Origin of the sequence: Pseudomonas sp. p50(2008) (genome assembly GCF_015351605.1) — a bacterium.
Lineage (GTDB): Bacteria > Pseudomonadota > Gammaproteobacteria > Pseudomonadales > Pseudomonadaceae > Aquipseudomonas.
In genome coordinates, this window is sequence record NZ_JACMYF010000005.1 from 353,573 (window position 1) to 379,675 (window position 26,103).

Below are 26,103 nucleotides of genomic sequence, written 5' to 3' on the forward strand. Positions count from 1 at the left end.
GATGCACTGGGCATTGCCTCACGGGGTCAGCTGTATCGGCAGCGTCACAGGAGTGCTGTAACCGCCGTAGTCGTTGATGGCCGAGAACTCCACCTGCAAGCCGCTGCCAGGTTTAATGTTTTCGAGGGCATAGGTCTGTGTGGACAGAGGGTCGACCATGCTGGCGCTTTGAAAACGCTGATACTGGCTGCTCCCCTTCACCTCAAGTCGGGCAAAAGACACATGGAAGGGCGTGGGGTTGTTCACAACCAGTTGTGCCTTGCCGTCGAGGGTCTGGATTGACCACTGCAAGTCCTTCAACCGGGCGATGGGGTTGTCCTTGAGTTCGCTTGGGCGATAGAACAGCTTGATCCGTGTGCGCAGGGCGATGTTCAGCACGTTTTCGTGGCCGGCAGTCGCCTGGGGGATTTCCTGCAGATTGAAATAGAACAGGGATTCCCGATCGTTTGGCAGGTCGTTGGGCAAACCGTTGATCTGGACCTGTTGTTGCTTGCCCGGATTGATCCGGAACAGGGGCGGAGTGACAATGAAAGGCACTGCGGTGCTGGTATCGTCGGCGGCAGTGTTGACCCATGTCTGGGCGGCGAACGTACTGTCGCCGGGATTATTGACTCTCAATGCAACGCTGCGCTTGTCGCTGTCGTACACCACGCGGGTGCCGTTGATCGTGAGGGCCGCCTGGCTGACGGGAATGTGGGCGACTAGCATCAACCCGGCCACGCAGGCGTGGAGGATCGGGCGGGCTGTGGCCGCCTGTTTTAACAAACCGAACATAGGTCAGTACCTTTTACCCAGGGAAAAACAGAGGCCTGGACAACATGAAGAGGCCCCTTGCGCAGGCTGCGATCAAGGGGCCAGAAGCGGGTGTTAGTTGATATCGACGACGAATTGGATGTCGGCCGAAGCTGCGCCTGCGGTCACTGATGTTTCTGTCTTGCGGTAAAGCGCATCAAAACGCATGTCGTTGATTACGCCAGGGATAAGAGAGTACTCGGCGGAAGGAGCCCCGGGGGCGAGGTTGTTGGTGGTTCGGTCCTTGAGGGCGATGGACACGCCTGATGCTCCACCTGGTTTCACGGCGAAGTAATTACCCGAGCCATCCGCGCTACCGGTGAAAGTCACTTTGGCCACATCGTCTTTGACAATCGGGCAAGTTGTACCGTCGATGCGCATTATGAACCCTTTGCCCGGCAGTTCCGAACCGATGGCACCAAAGTGGCGGGCATCGACGGTGCCCATGTTGACGTGATTGCCCGATTGTTGATCTTCAGGGTTGATGATTTGAATCGGGCAAGTACTGGTAGTAATTCGGCCTTCGAACAAAATGTTGCCGGTTTTGGCAAATGCCGCAGTACCGGCCAGGCCGGTAGCCAGACCGAGGGAAATAGCGAGCAGAGACTTTTTCACAAGTAAATCCTTTTTATGTAAACAGCGTTCGGCGCTAGAAGATCGAGACGATGCCGTGGTTGTACTGTTAAGTGAGGAGAGTTCGGGTGTAACGGTGTCTCGATGGGGGGCGATTTTAGAAAGGGGGAGGGGGAGGGGATATGAGAGAATTCTCAGTTTGCAGCGATGGGTCTTTTACTACGGGAAGGGGGTGTTACCAGGTGTGTTATTCGACTCCAAGATAAAAATGAGTAACCAGATACCCGTTTGCAACAGGTATCTGGTGTTATTGTTGAATTGTGTTTTTATAGGTGACTTAACGTTCGTTGTTGATCAAGGCTCCAACGTTGTCTTTGGGTTCGATAGAACACTTCGTTTTAGTGAGTGGACCACAACATAGACTGTTTAGTCACTCCTTTGTATTTTCCTATAGTAGTAAATATCCGCCACCTCGCTGGCACTGGCGTTGGCATAGGCATTGGCATTGGCGCACTTGGAGTTTGAGTGGTGAACGCTGGGAGAGCAGTGACCCTATCCGTTCCCTCTTGGCTAGCGATCGAGCCGCGCGGTGTATTACGTGCAGTGGTGCCAGCGTTTGAACCTGCATTCGATTCTCTCCTGATGGAAGATGTCTCAGAGTAGTCCGGAGTCGGGATAGTTGGTTGAGGACTTTTAGGTGCCGCTCCTGCCCCCCCTGCGACGCCTGCCCCCCCTGCGACGCCTGCTCCGGCTGGTGCGACATTCGAGAGAGTTGCGCGCAGACCTTTGCCCGCCGCCGCCGTCGCCGCCGCTGGCGCCGCCTTTTTCGCTGCCACCTTTCCGACCAACTTTGCCGCCGCCCTCGCCGCTAAACGCGCCTTTATCATCCCCGCTAAGGCACCTGCGCCTCCGAACGCGGCCGCGCCATACCCCAGCCATTGTCCAATAACTATTGCTTCGTCATCGTCTTTCACACCACCATAGATGGAGACTGCGACAGCAGCGACAGCGAATGCAGCGCCCACAAGCCCCAAAGCCAAGCCTATAGAAAGACCACCTGTCCAGGGTACGAACAAGGCTGCGAAGAAAAAACCGATTACCGCACCGCCAGCAGGAGCAAATTTTTGCCAAAAGCTCCGCGCTGGTTGTTGTTCGATCGGGTCGATATAGCCAGGATTATCCGGACGTTTAGCCGCTGCTCTATGACCGCTGGGGTCGTGGAAGTAAATTGGGTTACCCAGGCTATACATATAGGGATTGATACCGCCGGCACCGAACGGGCTGAGTGAATCCGGACTGTGAAAGCGCATCAGACTCGGATTGTAAGCCCGATAACCGCGACCCAGCAGGTACCATCCGCTGCCCTCTTCGCGTATTTCTGCGTTGAAGGCGAGCAAGCATTGCAATTGCAGTTCATCATCATTGGCGCCGCGTTCACCATAGGCGCTGTAAACGGCCGTGCGCAGGCCGCCTTGCAGGCTTTCGCCAATGACGTTCGGGCTGGCATCGGTCAACAGGAGCATCGCCTGCTCATGGTCTGCCTCTTGCTGGCCCAAAGGCCGATTATTGTCAAACAGATAGTGCGTGTGCTTGCCGTTCTGGATGGTATGGCTCAGGTTGTAGCCCTGAAAAAACCGCAAGGTTTCACTCTGATCACCCTGACGAATTCCGATCAGTTGGTTGTGCCCGTCGTAGCGGTAGGAGCTGAGGGACTCTTGTTCGAGTGCGTTCTTGACCTCTAACAGACGACCCTGGCTGTCATAGAAGAGACGTTGACCTTTTTCATCATTTAGCATATTGCCATCGGCGTCGTATTTGAACTCCTGGTCGGTATAACCGCCTTCGGTGTAAGTATGGGTGACTTTGGTTAACTGACATGAATCATCGGTTGCATACGTGAAGCTTGCAAGATCGCTTTTACCGTTCGCGAACACCGTTGTGCAGTGCTTAATATTGTCCTGGGCATCAAAGCGGAAAGTCTGTCTGGTAATTTTATTACCGTGGGCATCTTTGGGTAGTGTTTCTCCGTCGCTGGTGTGCACTATCAGCCGGTTGCGCGGGTCGTAGGTAAACCCCTCTTTAAGTAGGGTGCGATCATTCATTTGCAGATGACGACTTTCCAACTGATCATCGACCGTCCACGTTTGGGTAATAGTACGAAGCGGGTGGTCGGTCAGCTTCAGGGTGCGCAAGACTTCCCGGCCCAGACTGTCGTACTCGATGTCGGTTACCAGCGTTTGAACGTCTTTCCCGTTTTTCGTAGTGGTAGTGCGGCTCGGTTGACCCAGCGTGTTGTACTCGAAATCAGCCCGCAGTACGCCTTGGGTGACAGACCTGGTCCGCCCGTAGTCATCGTAGTCGTAGATGGAATCTGGCCCGACAGTATGGCTTTTGTTCAATATACGCCCTTGCAAGGACGTTACATATTCAGTCTCGTAGGTTTTATCCTCAGTGTCGGACCAGATTTCTTTCTGTAGTTGGCCGGCGGTGTTGTATGTGTACTGACGATTTCCCTGATTATTTCCCGAGTCAGTGATATTGGCGCTTGCGTAATCGTAGTCAAAGGACGCGGTGCCGTCGAACGACTTGATGACGACAGGTTGCTCGCTCAGATTCAACGAGTATTCGTAGTCGACTTTTCTATTGGCGGGAGTGATTCGCTGCGAGACCTGCATCTGGCCTCCAGTGTATCGGTACTGCTCGACCCGTGGACCTACCTGGAGCTGGGTCTGACGCAACAGTCCGTCGAATGTCTGCTGGCCGACGGTAACGGCTGGTTCCGCCACGTTTCCTGGAGTGACTTTTAGCGTAACGGGCAGTTCGACGTTGCTGTGCGGCGCAAAGGTACGGTTGATGCGCGTTTTGTCGGGAAGCGTTATGCACAACATCCGATCCCAAACATCGTACTCATAGGCCGTTAAACGTTCCAGTTTACCCATCACCTCGGTTTGTTCAGTGCAACGGCCAAGACCGTCGTAGACGTATCGAACGGACCCGACGGTTGGCAGTTCTTCATTCAGGAGTAAAGCGTCCAGGCACTGGGTGACGCTGGATCGGTCGTTTTTCGCTCGTGCAGCCAAGAGCCGATCATTCAGTAGTTGGGCGTCGAAGCGTTCGACGTTATCCAATTTACCAAAGCGATTGTATGTGCTTACGCTCAAACCAACGACCTTGGGCGTTTCGTCAGTACTTTCCTGCCAGCTGCGCAAAATCGGACCTTCCTTGCCGAATGGCGACGTATCGTTGATGTTCGCGATGCCGTCAGGACCAATTGCACAGCGTTGCTCACCCCAGGCATCGTAACTAAACTGGCTGCACAGTTTCAGCGGTTGGTCTTCAAGCCAGTCGAAGCTGGTTTCCAGGATTAGGTTGCCCTGCGCATCATAATCAGCCGCGTATGTCTGGCGGAAGTCGTCGGCGCGAATGCTGCTATCGGCATCCTGTCGACCCTCATAGATTGTTCGGTTAAGTCCGTCAAACCGGGTCAGAGTCTTCACCTCCTTGACATCGGTGACTACTTGGCTGGCTTGTTGGCCGTCATCGTTGGTCAGGTAATACACGTAGGAACGCGTGGCTTTAAACTGGGCATCATCCGGCGCCACGGTTTCACTTGTCACTCGCCCCAGAGCATCGTAGCGAGTGAGCGTTTGCACGCCGTTTATGTCGGGCGTCAGTACCGGCAGCCCCGTAACCAGTGAATGCTGCTGGATCATTACTGTCTGGACTTCGTTGCTGCCCGGAACATGATCGAAGCCTTTGAAGGTCTCCGTGGTCTGCAACACGGTCTCTCCGGCCAGTGCACTCGTCAGCCTTTCGTATTCGTAGGTGGTCGTGCTGGTCGTGCCATTGAGGATCGTTTGGATACTGACCGGACGGCCATGCAGAAACGCATCTCCAGGCAGCTCGTGGTAGGTGCGCAAGGTTTGTTCCAGTTGCTCCTCTGTCTCCTCTTCGTCCTGTATCAGGACCTGCAGCTCGGTCACGCTCTCAATGGCGAGCCACTGATTCAGACCACTTCCGGCCAACGGCGTCAGCCTGCAATAGCTAAAACGGGTACGCAGTGTCGGCGCACCCGGTTTACCCTCGGGCGGAGGCGGGGGGATGACAGTGGTGTCTATCACGTTGCGCTCGAAACCATCCGGGTCAGTTTCTTTGGCGTAATAAGTGTGGACGGTCCTGATACCACTGGGGTCCACTTCTTCGGTCATATTCCCGTGCTCATTGAAAAAACTTTGAGCGACTTCTTCGCGGTACTGGGTTGGGTCGTTGGCCAGTTCCCAACTGGTGGTGACTTTGAGCGGCAACTGAAATTGCGGGTCCTGCTGTTCGAACGGCACATCCTTCTTGGCGTAGTACTCGGTCTTGACCCGTTTGATGCACTGCTCCTGGGTGGTTATTTCTTCGGTCTGCGAATGAAAATTGTTAAAGGTGCGCTCCACCGTCCGCACGACCTTGGGGTTGACCGTCGCGCCGTCCATCAGGCAAGCGGTGCTGCCGTATTCATAGCCGGTCAGTTTGTACAGCGAGTCCATGCCGTCTTCCCAACTGACGGTAGCTTCTGCACCCAGAAAGTTATGGGTCGTGTAGCTATAGTCCACCTGAATCATCGGCTGGCCGAAACCTGGGTAGCTCTGATGGCGGGTGACCCGCGGCAGGTTGGGTCGGGTGACGCCGCCGGGATAACGGTGGCCGGCGTCGTTGTAGTCGATCATTTCGCGTCCGCCCACCGGCGTCTTGACTTCCCGCAGGCAGAGAATGCCGCGGATCAATCCCTCACCGTAACCAAACCGCCAGGAGGCCTTGTCGGCGGAGGGCAGGACGATACTGGTGACCCAGCCGTCGGTGTTGAGGTTCATTTCATAGCGCGCCAACGGGCCGCCATTAGGGCCGTCGTAGGGACGCACGAGGATTTCCACCTGGGAATCGGTGGGGCGGTTGATGCGCAGCAGTTCGCCTTGGGCATCGCTGATGCTTTCCAGGCGCTGGCCCCCCCTGAAAGACGCATACTCCAACTTCATCATATGCCCGGCCGGCGAGTAAATCTCCTCGGGCAAGGCCACCCGGTCCATGCTGCTGCCGCCCACCTTAAGCACCTCGACCAGCCCGGACTTGTGCACCACGCGGTAGCGCTCATTGCCGAGATCTTCGAAGTGGAAGCTGTCGAGTTTCTTTTCCTTGATCTCCGGAGTCGGGCCGCTGCCGGTAACCTTGTAGGTTTCCCCGGTGTTCAGGGACAGGATGCTGTCGGACGGGGTGAACTGGGTGAGGTTGAGGTTCCAGCCCAGCCCGTAACCGGAGTCCATGGTGTTGATCGGGCTGAAATCCATGCGCAGTGGAAAGACCGGACCGCCGAGCCAGTTGCTCTTGACCTCGGGCACGTCGATGGAAACGGTGTATTGCCCGGTGCGCGGGTCGACACCGCTTTGCAGGGAACTCATGAAGCCGAAGGCTTGGGAGTGTACGGTGTTGGAAGTAGTCATTTCATATGACTCCGTAGTTTAATTGTTTAATTATTTAAAGGGTTAAGGTGTTGCAGTTGAGGAAGATGAAGGAGTCGCTGAGGTTTCGATGCTTACGCATGAGATCTTGTCTCTGATGTCTGTTCCTGGATTTGATCTTACTAATTGCAGGCCCTTCTGAATGATTTGGTTTGCTTGAAAGGTAGCAAGGTATTCGATTTCTATAATCTTCGTGCTGGTGTTTTTATTGATGGCTTGCAAGTGAAGCCAGGGTGCATCAGCTGAAGCACAATTACCGCGATTGGCAAGGATGATAAAGGTGGTTGAAGGCACCTCGGCTAGTTGAATTGAGCGGGCTTTGTTGTTCCAATCTTTACATGCAGAGGGGGCGGGAATAGTGCCGTTTTCAAAGGAGTATAACTTGCGCGTGCCGGGTGGAGGCGCTGGCAAGTTGCAGATTGCATTGTCTTTGTCCCTAAGTATCACATTGCCCGTATTGGCCGACAATGCCGCACCTGAATAGGCAAGGTTGATGGCAGGCGACAGCCCGAAAATACACGATCTAATATGCTTCAAAGCGGAAGTTCTCCCGAAGGTGGGCGTTTTCACAGTGTGAGAATCTGAGCGCTACACTATCATCAGCAGCAACTGTTGAGACCTAGCAGTTCTTCTAGTGGTCAGCCTCACGATTCGGGCGTTATTGTGAGGCTTGGAAGTTCATTGAATTCAAACAGCCAAAGACTCACGCAACAGCGGACATGAACCCCGTCGCTATCAATGAAGTGCTTTAGCCCAACTGGCGCGGGTGTAGCGCAAAGAGGTCTCCGAATTCAGTAACTCCCACGTCACGTGATCGGGCCAGCGAGCCAGTTGCTCCCGAGCACGGGCACGTCGATGGAACGGTGTATTGCCCGGTGTGCGGGTCGACATCGCTTTGCAGAGAACTTACTCATGAAATCGAAGGCCGGGGAGTGTACGGCGTTGGGTGCGGTCATTTCACATTCCTCCGTAGCTTAATTATCGAGTGGTTCAAGGGGTTGGTGAGGTGGTTATTTCTACGCAGGTAAGCTTATCTCTTGGGTTTGTATTCGAATAGCCATATTCAAGTATCAAGCCGGGTTTAATGATTTGCCAATGGGTGAAGGTTTGCAAGTATTCGAATTCGATAATGGGCGTGCTGGTTTGTTTTTTTATGGTTCTTAGTAGGTAGTAGTAAGTAGCCGAGATCCCGCAGTTGAGTGAGTTGTCTGAGAAAACTACAAAAGAGGATGAAGGTAGCTCTGCGAGCTGAAATGACCGGGCCCGGTCATTCCAGTCTTTACATCCCTGTTGTTGGGTGAGGTTGTAAATAACCCTACCGCCAGGCGCCGGCGCCGGTAAATTACAGATTGCATTGTCCTTGTCCCTAAGTATCACGCTGCCCGTAGTGGCCGACAGTGCCGCACCTGAGTAGACAAGGTTGATGGCAAGCGACAGTCCGACAATACACGATTTAATATGTTTCATAACAAAAGCTCTCTCGAGAGTGGGTGTTTTAAAAGAGTGGAGGTCTGAAGGGCTACACTATCATCAGCAGCAACTGTTGAAACCTAGCAGTTCTGCTAGTGGTTGAGCGCGCGAAGAGTGTGTAAGTTTGCGGATGGAATTGTGGGTTGCCGCTTGATCTTGAGCGTTTTGGTAGACTACCAAGGCTGAATGCGGGGCATATCAGTAGGTTATAGGTGCGCGTTAAAGTCGGTTTAAACAAGTTGGCGAGCGCGCAAGGGCGTCAAGTCTATCGGTAAATCCAGTGTTGGCAACCTAGCAGTTCTGCTAGTGGTCAGTCTCATAATTCGGGCGTTATTGTGAGGCTCAGATATTCATTGAATTCAAATAACCAAGGACCCAAACAATGGCGGACGTGAACCCCCGTCCTGTGATCCAGGATCTACAGCCTGGCGACTGGATCGATCTGGACCAACTGGGCAACAGCCCATTGCTGACTTATGTCAAATACCCCGATATCGCTATCAATGACGTGCTCTGGCCCAACTGGCGTGGGTGTAGCGCGCAAGGAGAGGTCCACGATCATGAAACCTCCCGCGTGGATGTGACGGTTGGAGGAGGCTACACCCCAGAGCGCGGAATGCCCGTCCATATTCCCAACGATGTGCTCACGATATTGAACCAAGGCTGGGCATTCTATTCCTACGCAGTGGGTGCGTCTCATGACCCCAGCATCAGAGGGCCAGAATCGCTGCGGGTATTCTGCTATGTGGGCAAGCGTCCAGAAAACAGCGCCAGCGTGCCTGTCCCGCATATAAAAGAATCTCATGAACTTGCACTGGATCCAGACGCTGTCAGCTCGGCAGGGGCCACAGCTGTCGTCCCGCCATATCGGGCTATGAGTGTCGGGGACAAAGTTACATTCACTTGGCAAGGCTATTTTCTAGGTCAACCGGATATTCCGTATCAAGAAGAAAAGGAAATCAAAATCGAGCACATGGGGCAGCCTTTGTTGTTCACGGTGCCATATATTGACGTTCTTTCCGGTGAATACACCGATATCAGTTACCGCATCGAGTATGCCGGCGGAGCGGGCCTGAAAAGTGATTCCGAACCGCAGAGAATTCAACTCATCAAGCCTGTCGCCCCTGTGTTGCCCCCGATTACGGTCAAGGGCTACACAGGCGGCGCGATAAGCCCTGGAAAGTATCCCAATGGACTGACATTACAAGTCAAACCTGTTTATGCGGACATTCGGGAAGGCGATTGGGTGCTGGTGTACTGGACGGGGACCGAAAAGGCCAAGAGTGTCACCAAGGCATTGCGGGTCGATCGCTCGACGCTGGACAGTGGTCTGATCGAATTGCTGATCGAACCTCAATGGCTGACGAGCAATAGTAATAGTCAGGTCACGGTGATTTATCAGTTCGCACGGGCCGGAGTGGCGAAAAGCGCAGAGTCACTGATGCTGGATATCAGCAAACCATTGAACCTGCCGCCACCGATCGTGGAAGGTGCCAATGCCGGCGGGAGCTGGCCCGCGAGCACCGGCGGTGCTTATGTCAACGTGCCCGACACCGCTGAGACCGGAGGCGGCAGGGTGGAGATGCATTGGCAGGGGCACGAAAACGGTGGGCGTCACATTGCATCGACTCCCGTTTCCGGCAAGCGGTTCTTCATTCCATCCACCGCCATCGCCGCCAACATGTCAACGCTCGAAAAGGCACGCTTCCCAGTGTTCTACCGGGTGTTCTCACCCGGTGTATCCGACAGTGAGGACTCTGTTCCTTTTAATCTGCTCATCGGGCCGTTGCCGTTGGCGCGATACCCGTTCACAACCTGTGTTCAAGTCCTGAACAATGAGTTGTCGTTGTTCAATGTGCCCCTTGGCGGCGCCGACTTGGTGATCGGTTCGCCGCCAAGCGACGCATGGCCATTCATGGCCGAAGGGCAACTGTTGACGATGCAACTCAGCGGTGTCGATTGGAATGGCAACCAAACTACCACTGTCCTGCGTAATGCCGTTCCGGTTAGCGAGTTTGAGTTCAAAAACAAGAAAGCGCTTGGCAAATTACCTAAAGAACACTTGCAAAAACTGAAACTCAACGAGTCGTTTACATTGAGCGCGCGTGTCAGCTTTGATGGTGGCGAAACATTTGTCCCCTTTAACGATAGTAGACCGACGCTTGTCGCTTGATCAGCGCGTGGTGAGTTGCATGTACTGTTCATCATTGTAGGAGGCTAATCATGGAAACGAATTCTGTTGAAGTATTATTGAATTGGTTGAAAGTCAAACCCGGACACTCGGTTGGGGCGCCGTCCTATCAATGCCGACACAGGCTTACTTACCGTGAACCTGGCCGGGCCGGACAGGTATGTCGTGGTGACCGTTCTGGCGCCAGCTGAGCGCCCGAACCGACCTGACGATGACGGCTACATCATCCTGCCGCTGCCGTTGTTCAGCGTGCCGGAAACGATCCGCATGCTATGCGCCAATGATCAGCCGATTATCGGGCACTAATTGTTAGTGCTGGGAGAATTGTCGTGTCTGTTAATTCTCCTGGAAATTTTTGAATCAAATGAAAGTCCGCTCTGTCACCCGCGGCTGGGGAACCGTCGTGGCGTGATCAGCGCGTGGTGAGTTGCATTTACTGTTAATAATTGAAGGAAGCTGATCATGGAAACGAATTCTGTTGAAGTCTTATTGAATTGGTTGAAAGTCAAACCCCGGACACGCGATTGGGGCGCCATCCTGGCCTACGGCCGCAGTGAAACCAACAAGGTTTTGCTGCAGGAGTACATTACGCGTTTCGGCACTACCGATTATTTAGAGCCGATTACCGAAGAAGTTTTAGACAATCAATCGCCGACCCAGAAAGACTTTGTGCACAACTACCAGATGGACAGGCCTCGGCTGTCGTTCCTGGGTTCCAACCTGCAAAAGTCGGCGGCCAAGTTGTCGATGCAAGTGGTCGGCGGCTCACACCTGACGTTCACCAAAGCGCAAGGCAGTACCCTGTGGTCAATCAGTAGAATCTCTCAGGAAGATGTTCTGGACGGGCCGTCGTTGAAGTGTGATATCGACCTGATGGCAAGAAAAGGCTCGGTCAACTCAGCCGGTCAGGTGGAGCTCAACATCGCCGAAGGAACCAATTATGAACTGACTTACGTGCAAACCCGGCATTTGCGCAAGGTGGCCGGTGAACGCTTCCAACAAGTTTTCAAGTCATTGCCGGACTATAAGACACGTTTCCCGTTGAGTGATCTGAAATACCAACCGGGTCAGTTGTTGAAGCCGGAGAACTTTGTCATTCGCACGCATAACAAGCAGGGTTCTGGAGCCAAGTTGCTGGCCAATGAAGATGCGGGTGAGGGGGCGGTACTGGTATTTGTCGCCATGGAAGGGGAGGAGAATGGAACAGTTCCGATTGATAACGCGGACTTGAAATATTTGCTGCCGGATGGGCATTCGGCAACGGTACTTCTAAGCCAGAAGACGATGCAGAAACGGGTATTCTCTGAGGGACTGCGTAACGTCAATGAGATGGCCGAGTTTGCATATGAGGACATTGTAGAAGAAGGCAATATTTATGGTGTTCGCGGATTGAAAGGGGGGGTGAAGCTACCAGCTGTTTCGGCAGAAGGAGATGGTTATAAATTTGATGTTCCGGACGCGTTTATAAAGTTTGACTCTTTCAGGTTCGAGTTTTGGGCGCCTCATGTTCACGGCGACGAGGCTTTTGACTACCGATTAATTATGTCTGCTTATGCTGTCAGATTGCCGGCGGAGCTCAGCTACATGGGGGGGGCGGGAGTGTCGGGATTTATTGCGATCGGTCTTGACTTTCAATACGAATTGGAAGCCGTGATAGATAATAATCAGGTGAGTTTTAAGGTTAAGAAGGTATGGTCGGAACAGTTGGCTGTTGTTGAAACATCTTATGGCAATTCGACGATTGTGAAAATATTGTTGGAAGCTGTTAGGGAGGCGCTCGGAGTCAAAATAAAATCAATCTTGCGCACTGCCATGGACGTATTTGTTGAGTCATTGCCCCCCATTAACGCATTCACCCTCAACAGTCTTCTGTTTCGCGGTGATAATGCAGTGTCTATTAAAATGGTGAATCAACCCCTCGACCTGGCCCTCTTCGGCCACGTAGGCCCCCTGCAAACCGCATTCACCATCAAGGAGCTGGAACCAACCGTCGGCCACAGTCAAACGCTGCAGTTCACCACCGAGCCGCCGCGCAACGATCTGACCTGGAAGGTGGAAAACATCATGGGTGAGACGGTGCCCGTGGGAGGTATTTCCTCCTCGACGGGGCTTTATACGGCCCCCACCGCTACCCAGCTTCAAGGCAACTTCGTCCGGGCCAGGGTCACTGCCACCGCAGGTGCCTACACCAGCTCGGCACTGGTTACCGTGATGCGTCGGAACATCACTATCAACCCAATGATCCAGGTTGCAACGGCCGGCGATCCGCTGGCGCTTGATGTATCGGCCGGTACGGTGGATGGCGGTGCGTTGACCTGGTCCATCGAGAATCCTGCTTCGGGGGCGACAATAAAACCGAACCCAGCCGATGACGGTGATCACAGTTATGTGCCGGGGCCGCCGCAAGAAAAAACCCCGCCCAACGTTGACACGATCGTGGTGCACAACCCCCGCAGCAACGTCACCGAAACGACCAAGGTCATGGTCTGTCACCGGCCTGTGTTACTGACGGTGGTGATAGTTCAGAAGCCCGGGTTGCCGGACAACCAGATTCAACTGGCGATCATGGGTGAGGACGGCCCCATCAACCCGGGTGATTGGAATGAGAAATGGACGGTGCTGCTGGGCGGGGGATCGGCACAAATCAATGCCGACACAGGCTTACTTACCGTGAACACGACCGGGCCGGACAGGTATGTCGTGGTGACCGTTCTGGCGCCAGCTGAGCGCCCGAACCGACCTGACGATGACGGCTACATCATCCTGCCGCTGCCGTTGTTCAGCGTGCCGGAAACGATCCGCATGCTATGCGCCGATGATCAGTCGATTATCGGGCACTAATTGTTATTGCTGGGAGATTTGTCATGTCTGTTAATTCTCTTGAAAATTTGTTGAATCAAATGCAAGGCCGCTCTGTCATCCACGGCTGGGGAGCCGTCGTGGCGTTCAGCCGTGCTCAACTCAATCGTTTGCTGGAAGAGCAATACCTCAGCTGGTTGCACGAGGGGCGTATTGTGCCGCCCATCAGTGGTGTTGTTTATATCGATGACCAGACTGAATCCATGCGCCTGGACAAACTGCTTCTGGGTAAGCCGGTGTTGTCATTCGCATCATCCTCGCTGAATCAGTCCATGGTGACGTTGACCATGAACATCGTGGGGGGAAACTATACCGCTATGAGTCGTCCCAGGGGCGGCGCGGAGCGTGTGATTTCAAGCTTCAATATCACTGAAGCGTTGGGCTACAAGATCGAAATGAAGATCAGCCTGCACGGGATAGACGGTGAGGTCGATCAAAGGGGGCGTGTGACGTTTGACATGGCCAGCGATCTTTCGATGACCTGCAATCTGGGCGAGGGCAATGGGGTTCAGCGCAAGGTAGCGGCGTTTATCCAGGGCCAATTGGCGGCACTGCCGGTTGACACGCGCACCTTTGAACTGGGGCTGTTCGATTTCACTGGTCACAACCCATTAAGCCCAACCCGCTTCTACATTCGGACTCAGAAAGCCCCGGCTGGATCCGCCAACCCCGACGATGGTGCCGTGCTGTTGTTTGTCTGTCTGAAAATCAAGGATGAAAATGGCGACGGGTTTCCCGTCGATGGCAGTGGTTTCCCTTATTTGATACCGGACGACCAGGCGGCGGGCAAGGATCTGTATTCGGCTGCAGTGGTGTTGAACCACGAATTTATCGAGCTGCTCGACGACGTGCAGCTCGATGTACTCACGAACCTGCTGCTCCCTGGCGCAAACCTGTTCGTTGAAAGTCCCAAGGGGCGTCATACACCCCATGATTTGCTGGTGCTGGGTAACCTCAAGCCGTCTGTCGAGAACGTGACCATCGAACCGGCTTTTACCAGTGTCAAGGCAGGCAAGACTCAGACGTTCACCGCCCGCAAAAGTGATGGTTCGATCGTCGGCGCTCAATGGAGCGTCAGTAATCCCCTTAGCCCGCTTTCGGTGGGCTCCATCACGCCAACGCGCGGCGAGTATAGGGCGCCGGCTCTATCAAGCATGGGTAATGAGCAACAGCCCGTGGTAGTCACTGCAGCGTACGCAATAGGCGGGAAGCAACGGACGAGTTCTGCTCTGGTGTTTGGGACGTCTGAAAGTATGAGTATTTCTCCACGTGTATGCACCAGTGGAGTGGGGGCCGGTGCAGCCCCTATCAAATTGACGGCGAGTACCTTGGGGGGGGGCAAATTACAGTGGCCCACGCTTGCTCCCTCTGAAGGCACCCTGGAGGTCATCGATGACAATCATGCGATCTACAAACCACCTCTTGACCTCATCAAACCGCTGGATATTCAGAAGATCACGGTCACCGATCCGGTGACCAAAGAGACCATTGAAGCGACTATTGTGTTGATGAGATCTGCTCACACATTGCCGGTTGATCCACCCTATGTCGAGGCGATAACAGCTACGCAACCTATCCAGTTTTATACCGATCTAGACCCGCAGGATGAGCGTTGGGAAGTCATTGGTGAGGGTGAAGTGAAAGAGGGTTTGTTTATCCCTCCGGCACAGCCCACCTCACGAATCAGTGTGGTGAGGTGTTCCTATCTCGTCAACGGAACAGCCAGGGCAAGCGGTTTGAGCATCATCCAGCTTTCCGAACGGGAACAGCCCGTTCCCAACTGGGAGCAACTTGATGGTTTTTCGATCACCACCACTGGAGAAGTGGGTCGATGCGCAAGCAACGGTTATCAACAAATTCCAGTGATGATCAGGATTGAGACCAAACCGGTCACAATCAATGGTCAGCTTGTTTACATTCCGGTCAGCGATGCACAGTTGTCGACGCTCAGGCTGGTCGACAGGGCTTCCAATACGCTCGTTCCTTTTGTGGGCGTAGCCCAGGAAGGCATTGAATATGGCAGCGGGGTCAACTGGGCCACCAATAAAAAAAGGAACCGCTTCAGACTTTATTCATCCACCTCTGTATCCACTGATGAAGAGCATTCGCTGACCCCCCCCGCGCCAAACAACAATGGCGTGCGCTACCGCGAACTCTGGGTACACCTGGCGGTCGAGGGTAGCCGCACCTTTTATGCGCTATTCGATTCGCATCAAGGCACGCAGAGCTCTATTGATAGCTCAGGAGATGGCTCCCAAGTGATAGTAGAGGGCATCAGGCCGCTTCCACCTGCACTGGGTTTTTACGAGTTCAAGCGTCAACGTGTCTGGCAAGATCCGGACGGGCGCGATGAGCCAATTGAAGGTTCAAATGAAATCGATTACTTCAGTTATTATCGGCGGTCCATTGATTATTGGCGTCTAAGCTACAGACGATTGGGGATGTACCCGGTCCTTTTTGCAACATCGGTAATTGAAAATAATCTGTCGACGATTCAATGGGAAAGTGAATTGATCATCGAGAGGTATTTCAGTCATACCGGCTATGCCTTTAACTCTGCCAATTATGAGGACAGGGACAGTCCTGCCCCGAAAGGGCTTTCGTTTGATCCTTATTTTTGGAGGCTAGCGAAGCATTCCAGACGCAAGCTTGATACTTCATTTGCCGCTAATAAACAACCGTCGCCGGGCGAGATGATTGTCAGCTTGCATCGATTGGATAACTTAATGTATTGGTACGACGGGCTGGCCGGTGGCGATGCATACAAACTTTACCGGAAGCACCTGGATCCCGGCATGCGCTTTTTTTTAATTGATGAAGAGGGTAATCGGCACTCGCTGTCGGTTGCCTTTGAATCAGGCACTATAGAAGATAGTCGAAACAAGCTTATTTTAAGTCTGGCGTAATAACGGCCGGGTTATTGCTTGGCGTGCAGTCCATTTGTACGTCGATGGCTTCTTTATAGGTTTGATTGTCATTCCAGACCTCACTTGGCCAGGTGAGGTTTGGGCTGTTTATGCCTTTGTTTAAAGTTAATTAATCTAAGTTCCGCATTCATCATCAACAGGTGGACACAACATGACTACTTCCAACGCAGTGCACTCCCAGGCCTTCGGCTTCATGAGTTACCTGCAAAGCGGTGTCGACCCGCGCACTGGGCAATACACCGTTTCCATCGACCTGCCCGAGGTCAAGAGCAACTGGCTAGCTGGCCCGGCCTTTCCACTGGGCCTGAGTTTTAATCCGATCAACACCCTGGACTCCGGTTACGGGCTGGGCTGGAACCTCAACCTCACCCAGTACACCCCGTCCGACAGCATCCTGTCCCTGAACACCGGGGAAACCTACAAGGTTACCGGCAGCGGCCCGACTCCGGAGATCAAGGAAAAGAAACTCGACAACTTCCACTTCGAAGACCTCGGCAATGAGCGCTACCGCGTGGTGCACAAGTCCGGGCTGGTCGAGGTGCTTAAGGTGGGCGGCAGCAGCATGGACCGGGTGGCCTTGCCCGAGGAGATTTACTCGCCGGCCGGGCACATGATGAAGTTGGAGTATGCGTCTTTCAGGGGGGGCCAGCGCCTGGAAAGCATCAGCGATGCCCAAGGCGAACTGCTGCGCATCAACCGCCCCATCGATTCCCAGGTGGAAATCCTCGTGCGTCCCTACGACGGCCCCAATGGCGGCCCGTTGGCGCGCTATGAAATGAACCTCAACACCGACGGCTGGGTCACCAGTATCGTCCTGCCCACCGCCGACAAGGCCTCCTGGCGGTTTGGTTACGGTGAGGGATTGATTCGCGGCATTCTCTGCCTGCGGGAAGTCAAGACGCCGGTGGGCGGACGCGAAATGATCGACTACGACGACGCCGGCCACCCTTATCCCGGAGGCGTCACCCGACCCAACCTGCCGCGGGTCACCCGCCATCAGAGCCACCCAGGTTTCGGCCAGCCGATGATTCAGGTGGACTATAGCTACACGACCCATAACTTTCTGGGTGCAGAAGCTACCGTCAGTTGGGAAGACGGCATGGACTCGCTGTACAAACTGACCGGCTATGAATACGGCAGCACCGCTTGCCTGATGGACGGCGCGACGGTCAACCCCAAGGTCGTGCGGACGGTCGAGCGCACCTTTAACAATTTTCATTTGCTGACCGAAGAGAAAACTACCCAGGAGCAGTGCATCAAACGGGTCAAGACCGAGTACTACGCCAAGAAGGATGTGCCGTTCGAACAGCAGGACCCGCAATTTCAGTTGCCGCTCAAAGTCACCACCAGTTGGGAACTGGCCAACGACGCGACACAGAACCGCTACGAAGTCGCCACCAGCGCATACGATCGCTACGGCAATCAGACCGAGCAGGTCGAGACCAACGGTATCAAGACCACGTACAGCTATTACCCAATGGACGGTGAAGACGGTTGCCCGCCGGACCAGTTCGTGCGCAACCTGAAAGACACCATCGTCACCCCCAAGCCCCCGAGCAAACCGGGCGAGCCGATCGAACCGGGCTTACCGATCGAACCGGGCGCGCCGACCTTGCGCACCCGATTGCGTTACGCCGCGTACAAACCGCTGACCGGCAGCGGGCTGAAAGACTGGCTGGCCATCGACAGCGAGACCCTGGTCCAGGTCGACGATGATAACGAAGAACAACTGCAACAAACCTTGCGCAGCTACCACGAGCTGCCTGGCGATGCGTTCCTGCACGGCCGCCCGGTCAAGCAGCAAACGACCCTCAATGGCAAGACCAGTACGACCACTTACGAATACGAAAGGTTGACCAGCGCGCTAGCCGGAGAAACCGTGCTGCAGACCACTGAATTGTTCAGGGGGTTTGATGATGTTCCCGGACACATGGAAGTTCGAAAAACCATCATCAGTGAAGACTCACTGCTTCATGGTCAGCCACTACTTACTCGCGATGATAATGACGTAAAAATTCGCTACACCTATGACGCTCTGTTTCGGGTATTGAGTGAAACTGTCGCGCCGGGTGAACCTGAGTTTGAGGCTACGCGCTTTTATGAGTACGACCTGGTATCCGTTGACGGACAACAGGCCATGCAGGTGGTTATTGATGTCAAGGGAGTGAAGACCCGTACGCGTGTCGACGGGCTCAATCGAGCCGTGTACGAAGAGCGCCAGGACGCCGATAACCCGCTTCGCGCCGCAGAGTATCGCCAGATTTACTCGGCGAGTTATGACGCACTGGAACACCTGGTGGAGGAAACCCAATATGACTGGAGAGGGGCACAACAGGTCGCCCAGACCAATAAGCTGGAATACGATGCATGGGGCATGCAGTGCTGTATCACCGGCCCGGATGGTGTAAAGGTCTTTGAGCAAACTGACCCGATTGGTACCACTGAATGGAAAGGGCCAATCCAGAGTGCTTGGCGCGAAGGTCCGGGCAATGCACCGAAGATCAGCGGCAAGACGCTGACGTACATTAATCCGTTCGATAAACCGGGCCATATCGAGCGTTTTGAAATCGACGGAACACGTGTCAGCAACCACCAGTATGGTTATGACGGGCTTGGCCGCACCCTCAGGGAGATCGATGCGCGCGACGCCACGACCCAATACACCTACGATGCCTTTGACCGATTGGTCACCAACATCCTTCCGGGCGGCGCAACGGTTCGGCGTAGTTACGCGCAGCACAGTTCAGAAGACCTGCCGACGCAAATCAGCGTCGACGGTATTGTGCTCGGCGAGCAAGTTTTCGATGGGCTGGATCGCATGAGCGAGTCGATCACCGGCGGACGCCAGCAGTTTTACACCTTTAACCCCGGACAATCTCAGCCGGCAACCGTCACCAACGCCAGAAATCAGGTGATCACCTATGAATATCAACCACAACTGGGCGAAGAACCCAAGGTGAGACGCTTGCCAGATAACACGGAGGCTGAATACACACACGACGGTAAAAACGCCCGTCTTGTCAGCTGTAAGGAAGGCGGTCTGGAACTGATACGCGACTACTATACGACCGGCGAACTGAAACTTGAGAAGCGAGTACAAGACAATAAAACCTATGCCATGCAGTACGACTACAGTCGACAGGGGCTGTTGCTGAATTACACCGACGTACTGGGTCAGACACAGACTTACACCTATGACAATGCCAATCGCCTGGAAGAAACTCGCCTGGGTACAACTTCTTCGCGGTTTACCTATGACGGCCTGGGGCAAACCACCACGATCAGTACAGAGGACAGCAGCAGTAAACAAAGTGTGACCATCAGCCTGGAATACGACGGATTGGGGCGTGAGGTAAAGCGTACCTTTGACCTTGATGGCGTGGAACAACAACTGATTCAGGTCTATAACGCAGTTGATGCTCTGACTCAAAGGACTTTACTTGAGGGCGAGACTGTCTTGCGCGATGAAAAGTATCAGTATGATCCGCGTGGGCGCCTGGTTCTTTACACCTGTACGGGTAGCCAACCACCTGTGGATCCTTACGGTCAGGTCATAAAAAGTCAGCTGTTCAGATTCGATGCAATAGACAATCTGACTCGAGTGACCACTGTCTATCCTGGCCCTGGGGATACGAACAAAACCAACATTGCTGAATACATCTACGGCGGTGTCGACCCTGCACAACTGACCCTGGTAACAAACACAGCCACGGCCGACAATTACCCTGCCGCTATCGAACTGAAATACGATGCTGACGGCCATATGATTCGCGATGAAGAAAACCGTGAATTGAAGTACGACTCTCTGGGTCGATTGACTCAGGTCAGCGCGCTACCGGGCGAAACACCCAGTGGCTATCGCTACGATCCGGTGGATAAGCTGGTCGGCCTTGAAGGCAGTGGCGACCAGGAACAGCGCTATTATCGCAATGGAGATTTGGTGAACCAGATCCAGGGATCCAACAGCAATACCTTCATGAGTGGCAAAGGAGTCGTGCTCGCCGAGCACCAGGTAGGTGATGGCCCAAAGTCCTGATGCTGGCCGGTGATGCCAGCGGTAGCGTTGTCAGTGAGGTTGCAGAGGGTGGTGTGAACCGCATCTCCTACACTGCATACGGCCATCGTGGCGCTGAACAGACGGTCAGTACGCAGCTGGGTTATAACGGCGAAGTCAAAGAAGGTCAGACGGGGTGCTATTTGCTGGGTAATGGCTATCGGGCTTACAACCCGGTACTGATGAAGTTTCATAGCCCGGACAGTTTGAGCCCGTTTGGAAAGGGTGGGGTGAATCCGTATGCGTATTGTGAGGGAGATTCTATTAATAATTTAGATCTGGACGGGCATAGCATTTTCAAGAATTTGCAGGCCCTGTTAACGCCCCGCCGCACTTTCCGAAACTATTCCCCGACGCAGCACAGGTCATCAGTCGCGTCTGTGTCAGGTGGTCCGGCGATTTCGAAAAACGCACCTGTTAACGTTAATCTTTATGGGCCAGGAGTAATGATAGAACGGGATAATCCGTTGCACCCGACAGTCATCGTTGATAAGTCATTTGCTTTTCTAGACCGCTACGACTCTGGGGTTAAATCTGTAAATCAAGGTCCAGCAACCTCAAGCCCATCCGGAAGAAGCAGTGGCATTAGCCAGCGCCCACGGCATCCATTGCCGCACGAAGAACCGGGTCAGCAAAAGGCGCTGCCTAAGAGGCACTTAAGTAAAACTCCAACGAAAAAACCAGAACAGCCAACGATGACACTGCAGGAAATTAGGGATAGAGATTGGAAGAAACGTCGAGAAGCAAAAGAGCGCAGTAAAGATAAATTCTATCAATAAGGCCGGCGAAGATGGCGCATCAGTAAGATGATCTTATGCGCCATCATTCTTGGTTTCTCATCCATTCAATCCATTCAATCCACTCACCCGCGCAAATTCCACCAACCCACCGTCATGGCCAAGTCCCAACTTGTCCATGGCGGTGCGTTTTTGCCGGCTGATGGTTTTTTCACTGCGGTTCAGTTGTGCGGCAATCTGTCGGCCGGACAAACCCTGGACGAACAGTCGTACCACTTCCAGTTCACGCTCCGAAAGATTCACGCCTTGAGTAGCAGCGCTGGAGGGGAGGCATGTCGGGCCATTGAGAATGTGGGCAAAGGAAGGGCTTATGTAGTTTGTCCCTTTTTCTACTACCTGCACCGCCCGTTTCAACTCTATCAAAGGGCTGCGTTTGTCGAACAGGCCACAAACGCCTTGCCTGAGCAAGGCCTGCAACAGGGAGGGGTTGTGCAACATGGTCATCACGATCAGCGGGACATGGCCAAAGTGACGGCGCAAATAACCCATGAGTGCCAAACCGTCCGGAAAGCGTCCATAAGGCATCGAATAGTCACTGATCAGTAAATCGCACGGCGTGTGCTCCATATGAGCGATCAACTCATCGGCATTATGCGCCTGGGCGACAATTGAACAGGTATCCGTTGAGAGGGCCATTGTGGCCCCCATCAGCACCACGGGATGGTCGTCAGCGAGGATGATGCGTTTGAGGGCAGATCTGCTATCGCAATGGTAGATGATAGAACGCGGGGGGGCGGGTTTTTGCTCAGGTTTCATGCAGTGTCTCTACAGGGGCCAATGGCGCGCTGTTCACTGCGGTCGACCGGTTCAAGGCATGTGAATCAAACCTTGCTCCAGCGCCTTGACCACTGCGGTCCAACGCGAGCTCACACCGAATTTCCGGCGGATATTGCAAAAGTGATAGTTCACTCCGGACTCGGTACATTCGATGATCTGGGCAATTTCCCAGGATGATTTGCCAGCTGCGCTCCACTGCAATACTTCCTTTTCTCGGGTCGTAAGTTGTATTAAGGGGTTTTTTTTTATCTCTTGAGGATGAAAACTGGTTTGAGCTGGCGATGATTGAACTGACACGGTGTTGGCGCGGTACATGGTTGAATCTCCCATTCATCATCATTGACGGCGAGGGCGCGGCAGAATCTTCCTACGGCTTAATGGCGTGAATTGCGCGACCGACCTACAGACACCTTTGTCGTGGCTGAAGAAGCGCTTTCCTTATAGCGTGAAATGTTCACCTTGGAACCTGTCACAAATTACAGGTGGTGGACTGTAATAAGACATCAACAGAATGGCTGTCAGGAAACGCGACATGGATTGTAGGAGGAGTCTCTGAGGATTTCCGTCTTACAGTCAGCGCGGTAATTTGCTGATTTGTCGTGTTTTTTTGTCAATGCTGGCGATGGGTGGCGAAAAAATCTTCGGCCAGTCAGGCGTCAGAGACACGAGCATTTCTCTTGACAATGTGTGTGTCCGTCCGTCGCTTTAATCGCCATGATCCCGTTCAGTTATTTGAAAAAGGGTGAGGCTTGTAGCCCGCGCGAGCGCTTGCTATACAGCGCCGGCGTCAGATCCTGGGCGAACGAATGAGCACAAAATCATCTGTGCATCTGTTCGCGTTTGTTGAGGGGGCGTACACGTGTGGAGGTGCCCGCGATCATCAAACGCCAGAGGCGCCACTATCAGATCTGTCAGTAGCGCCGCGGCGTAAAAGAAATCTAATAATGGCTCGGTTTAACCCCTTGAGAAACTTCAACATGACTTCCGACATACAGGCATTGTCCGTCCCGTATTCACCGGTCTACCTGCAGTTGCATCCTCCCACAGCGTCGTCTATTAAAATTACCTGAGGGTTCCTGATCCCCCATAACTCCAATACAGGCGTGCGAGTCAAGTGGGGCCCCAAACCATACGATCATGCCTAATACCAGATACTTTCTCGAACTTCGCGCCGTCAATGCCAGTGGTGTATCTGACGCGATACGTCGCAATTTTGCGACCCGAATCTTTTAACCGCCCCGCGATCTGTCTGCCGTCGAATGGTCTGATGATTCTCATCCCGACTACCAGGTTAAAGTGCGAGCCGTTAACGCTGCGGGCGCATCCGAGCCGAGCATCCTTGCGTTCAAAACGAGAGTGCGAGCGCCCACCCATTTGAGATTCAGTCAGCGCAACGTCGACTTATTGCCCGGCACCCACTCGTTTGAGGTGTGGGCCATGGATCTTTCCGGCAATGCCTCCGATCCGGCAGCCCTGACTGTCTTCATTATTGCTGCTAACGGGGAGTCTCTGCCATTGATGGGTGAGTTCACCACGAAGTAAATAGTTGGAGTGGGGGGGGCTTTCAACCCATCGACCTCGATGGTGAAGGAGCATTACAGGAAGTCTCGTTAATTGGGCGCCGTCAGGTCTTCTGCGAAACGCAATGTCTGGTCACTGCCGACCCTCTCGAACCGTGAGGGTCCGCGTGACCTTCCACCCATTCCCTGGAAGTGCCCCGAGGATTTGAGTGACCCACGTAACGGTCGAAGCAGCAAGATCGTGCATCAAGCCTTCCACGCCTGAGCATTCACCAGATTCTTCGGCCGCTCACCAGCCAATGCTGCCAGCAGATTATCCACCGCACATCGAGCCATTGCTTCACGCGTCTCATGGGTCGCGGAGCCAATGTGCGGCGTTGCTACAACGTTGTTCAGCTGCAACAACGGCGAGTCCGGGTTCAACGGTTCTCGCTCGAACACATCCAGCCCGGCCGCCCGAATCTGCCCGTGACGCAATGCGTCTATCAATGCCGCTTCATCCACCACCTTGCCCCTGGAGATGTTGATGAAGATCGTCTCGGGTCCCATCAGCGCAAATTCTTCAGCGCCAATAAGACCTTCGGTTTCAGCGGTTAGCGGTAACGTCAGGCAGACGAAATCAGCTTCCTTCAACAACTGCGCAAGACTCCGGTACTGCGCATCAAATCGCTGTTCCACCGCCGGCTTCGGCGAGTGGCTGTGATAGATGATCGGCATGCCAAAACCGAAATGCCCACGCTGGGCCAGCGCCTCGCCAATCCGACCCATGCCGATAATACCCAGGGTTTTACCGTGCACATCGGTGCCGAATTGCGCAGGGCCGACATTACGCGTCCACTCGCCAGCACGCACCATATTGGCCAGCTCCACCACGCGCCGAGCCGTCGCCAGTATCAGCGCGAAACCGGTGTCGGCGGTGGTTTCGGTGAGTGCATCTGGCGTGTTGCTCAACAGGATTCGCCGTTCGGTCAGGTAATCGATGTCGTAGTTGTCGACGCCCACGGAGACGCTGGCGATGGCGTGCAGATGGGGCGCCAGGTCCAGCAATTGGGCATCGAGTTTCAGGCTGGCACCGAGCAAACCGTGGGCATGGGGCAGGGCTTCTCGCAGCCTGGCCAGACCTTCGGCATCGAGGCTTTCGATCAAAGTCACTTCGGCTTGCGCTTGAAGACGCGCCATCAGCGACGGTGAGAGTTTCTTGTACAACACAACCTGCTTTTTCATTTCGTCATCTCAACATCAATTTAGGGATGGGCCGCGGTGCGGCGTGTCAGCGCGACCGGGGGCCGCTCCCGGTCACTGGCGCCGGGCTTGAGAAAAATCGTCAGCACCACGGAAAGCATCAGCGCGCCACTCATCAACAGATACGAAGCGCCAGGTGAACCGGTGGAGCTGTTCAGGTAACCGACCAGGTAGGAACCGCCAAACGAACCGAGCGCACCCATGCTGTTGATCAGCGCCATGGCACCGCCAGCCACGTTGGCCGGAAGGATCTCCGGAACAATGGCAAAGAACGGTCCGTAAGGCGCATACATGCATGCACCGGCGATCACCAGCAGGGTGTAGGACCACCAGAAATGCTCGGCACCCAGCGCGTACGAGCCGTAGAACGCAATCGAGGCGATCAGCAACGGCGGCCAAACAAAACGTTTACGTTTTTGCAGTTTGTCCGAGCCCCAGGACACCAGCAGCATGCCGATCACCGCCGCCAGATAAGGCAACGCCGAGAGCCAGCCGGCTTCGATCATGTCCATCTGCGCACCGGCTTTCAGGATCGATGGCAGCCACAGCACAAACCCGTAGACACCAATGCTCCAGCAGAAAAACTGGAGGGCCAGGATGATGACTTTTGGCGAACGAAAGGCTTCGGCGTAGTTCTTCACGGCCTTGATGCCCACCTGTTCGGCGGCGAGGGCGCTTTCCAGATCGTGCTTTTCCTGGTCGGTGAGCCACTTGGCCTGGGCTGGACGATCATCGGCCAGACGCCACCAGATAAACGCCCAGAGCACCGCCGGCAAGCCTTCGATGATGAACATCCAGCGCCAGCTGTAATGCTGCACCAGGTAGCCCGACACCACTGACATCCACAGCATGGTCACCGGGTTGCCGAGGATCAGAAAGGTGTTGGCGCGGGAGCGTTCGGCACGGGTGAACCAGTGGCACAGGTACACCAGCATGGCCGGCATCACCGCAGCTTCGACCACGCCGAGCATGAAGCGGATGACGATCAGCCAGTAGGCGTTGGAAACGATCCCGGTCAAGGTCGCCAGGCCTCCCCAGAGGATCAGGCTGACGAAAATCAGCTTCTTCACGCTGTGTTTTTGCGCGTAGATTGCCCCCGGCACCTGGAAGAAAAAGTAACCGAGGAAGAACAGCGCGCCGAGCATGGAGGACAGGCCCGGTGTGATCATCAGGTCGGCGGCCATGCCGGAGGCGGCGGCGAACCCGTAGTTGGCGCGGTCGAGGTACGCCAGGCTGTAGGTGATGAACACGATGGGCATGATGTACCACCAGCGGCGGGCGGCAAGGGTTGCGGTTTTCATGGGGGTGCTCCTGAGCTTGTTGTTTTTGTCGCAGCAGGTATCGGGTTCAAATCTTCGGTGATTGGGCGGGCCTCATCGCTAGCAAGCTAGCTCCCACACTGG

The 26,103-nt window shown here is 54.3% G+C and carries 15 protein-coding genes; 6 read left to right on the top strand and 9 right to left on the bottom strand.

From position 1 onward, the window contains the following. Window positions 1-18: 18 nt before the first annotated feature. The 5 genes from H7698_RS16335 to H7698_RS16355 form a co-directional block, all read right to left on the bottom strand. A complete protein-coding gene (locus H7698_RS16335) occupies window positions 19-774 on the bottom strand; it encodes a fimbrial biogenesis chaperone (RefSeq protein ID WP_194692091.1) in 756 nt (251 codons plus the stop codon). Window positions 775-867: 93 nt separating this feature from the next. Beyond that, a complete protein-coding gene (locus H7698_RS16340; protein WP_194692092.1) occupies window positions 868-1,407 on the bottom strand; it encodes a fimbrial protein in 540 nt (179 codons plus the stop codon). Between the two features lie 356 nt (window positions 1,408-1,763). Further along, window positions 1,764-6,845, bottom strand: coding sequence for an RHS repeat domain-containing protein (locus tag H7698_RS16345; RefSeq protein WP_194692093.1), 5,082 nt, complete (start codon window positions 6,843-6,845; stop codon window positions 1,764-1,766). Window positions 6,846-6,887: 42 nt separating this feature from the next. After that, window positions 6,888-7,433, bottom strand: coding sequence for a hypothetical protein (locus H7698_RS16350; protein WP_194692094.1), 546 nt, complete (start codon window positions 7,431-7,433; stop codon window positions 6,888-6,890). Between the two features lie 420 nt (window positions 7,434-7,853). Next, the gene (locus tag H7698_RS16355; RefSeq protein WP_194692095.1) at window positions 7,854-8,330 is read right to left on the bottom strand and encodes a hypothetical protein; all 477 of its coding nucleotides are present in this window, start codon (window positions 8,328-8,330) and stop codon (window positions 7,854-7,856) included. A 385-nt stretch (window positions 8,331-8,715) separates the two neighbouring features. On the opposite strand from H7698_RS16355, the gene H7698_RS16360 reads away from it, so the two are divergent. From H7698_RS16360 to H7698_RS16385, 6 genes are all read left to right on the top strand, one after another. Beyond that, window positions 8,716-10,506: a hypothetical protein gene (locus H7698_RS16360; protein WP_194692096.1), complete on the top strand. Its 1,791-nt coding sequence runs from the start codon at window positions 8,716-8,718 to the stop codon at window positions 10,504-10,506. Between the two features lie 111 nt (window positions 10,507-10,617). Continuing rightward, window positions 10,618-10,830, top strand: a complete 213-nt coding sequence (locus tag H7698_RS16365; protein WP_194692097.1) for a hypothetical protein — start codon at window positions 10,618-10,620, stop codon at window positions 10,828-10,830. 156 nt (window positions 10,831-10,986) lie between these two features. Next, a complete protein-coding gene (locus H7698_RS16370) occupies window positions 10,987-13,365 on the top strand; it encodes a hypothetical protein (protein WP_194692098.1) in 2,379 nt (792 codons plus the stop codon). 23 nt (window positions 13,366-13,388) lie between these two features. Further along, window positions 13,389-16,289: a hypothetical protein gene (locus H7698_RS16375; protein WP_194692099.1), complete on the top strand. Its 2,901-nt coding sequence runs from the start codon at window positions 13,389-13,391 to the stop codon at window positions 16,287-16,289. Window positions 16,290-16,461: 172 nt separating this feature from the next. After that, entirely contained in the window at window positions 16,462-20,346 is a 3,885-nt protein-coding gene (locus tag H7698_RS16380; RefSeq protein WP_194692100.1) for an RHS repeat domain-containing protein, read from the top strand. Beyond that, window positions 20,346-21,143: an RHS repeat-associated core domain-containing protein gene (locus H7698_RS16385; RefSeq protein WP_194692101.1), complete on the top strand. Its 798-nt coding sequence runs from the start codon at window positions 20,346-20,348 to the stop codon at window positions 21,141-21,143. Before H7698_RS16380 ends, H7698_RS16385 begins: the two co-directional genes overlap by 1 nt. A 57-nt stretch (window positions 21,144-21,200) precedes the next feature. On the opposite strand, the gene H7698_RS16390 is transcribed toward H7698_RS16385, so the two are convergent. From H7698_RS16390 to H7698_RS16405, 4 genes are all read right to left on the bottom strand, one after another. Further along, window positions 21,201-21,917, bottom strand: a complete 717-nt coding sequence (locus tag H7698_RS16390) for a response regulator transcription factor (protein WP_194692102.1) — start codon at window positions 21,915-21,917, stop codon at window positions 21,201-21,203. A 51-nt stretch (window positions 21,918-21,968) separates the two neighbouring features. Next, window positions 21,969-22,253, bottom strand: a complete 285-nt coding sequence (locus H7698_RS16395; protein ID WP_194692103.1) for a helix-turn-helix transcriptional regulator — start codon at window positions 22,251-22,253, stop codon at window positions 21,969-21,971. A gap of 1,451 nt (window positions 22,254-23,704) precedes the next feature. After that, entirely contained in the window at window positions 23,705-24,682 is a 978-nt protein-coding gene (locus tag H7698_RS16400) for a 2-hydroxyacid dehydrogenase (RefSeq protein WP_194692104.1), read from the bottom strand. Between the two features lie 20 nt (window positions 24,683-24,702). Further along, window positions 24,703-26,001: an MFS transporter gene (locus H7698_RS16405; RefSeq protein ID WP_194692105.1), complete on the bottom strand. Its 1,299-nt coding sequence runs from the start codon at window positions 25,999-26,001 to the stop codon at window positions 24,703-24,705. Window positions 26,002-26,103: the final 102 nt, after the last annotated feature.

Coding starts and splice junctions, on each gene's coding strand:
- H7698_RS16400 (WP_194692104.1), bottom strand. CDS start 24,682: ATGAAAAAGCAGGTTGTGTTGTACAAGAAACTCTCACCGTCGCTGATG.
- H7698_RS16355 (WP_194692095.1), bottom strand. CDS start 8,330: ATGAAACATATTAAATCGTGTATTGTCGGACTGTCGCTTGCCATCAAC.
- H7698_RS16405 (WP_194692105.1), bottom strand. CDS start 26,001: ATGAAAACCGCAACCCTTGCCGCCCGCCGCTGGTGGTACATCATGCCC.
- H7698_RS16360 (WP_194692096.1), top strand. CDS start 8,716: ATGGCGGACGTGAACCCCCGTCCTGTGATCCAGGATCTACAGCCTGGC.
- H7698_RS16385 (WP_194692101.1), top strand. CDS start 20,346: ATGCTGGCCGGTGATGCCAGCGGTAGCGTTGTCAGTGAGGTTGCAGAG.
- H7698_RS16345 (WP_194692093.1), bottom strand. CDS start 6,845: ATGACTACTTCCAACACCGTACACTCCCAAGCCTTCGGCTTCATGAGT.
- H7698_RS16380 (WP_194692100.1), top strand. CDS start 16,462: ATGACTACTTCCAACGCAGTGCACTCCCAGGCCTTCGGCTTCATGAGT.
- H7698_RS16375 (WP_194692099.1), top strand. CDS start 13,389: ATGTCTGTTAATTCTCTTGAAAATTTGTTGAATCAAATGCAAGGCCGC.
- H7698_RS16370 (WP_194692098.1), top strand. CDS start 10,987: ATGGAAACGAATTCTGTTGAAGTCTTATTGAATTGGTTGAAAGTCAAA.
- H7698_RS16390 (WP_194692102.1), bottom strand. CDS start 21,917: ATGAAACCTGAGCAAAAACCCGCCCCCCCGCGTTCTATCATCTACCAT.
- H7698_RS16335 (WP_194692091.1), bottom strand. CDS start 774: ATGTTCGGTTTGTTAAAACAGGCGGCCACAGCCCGCCCGATCCTCCAC.
- H7698_RS16395 (WP_194692103.1), bottom strand. CDS start 22,253: ATGTACCGCGCCAACACCGTGTCAGTTCAATCATCGCCAGCTCAAACC.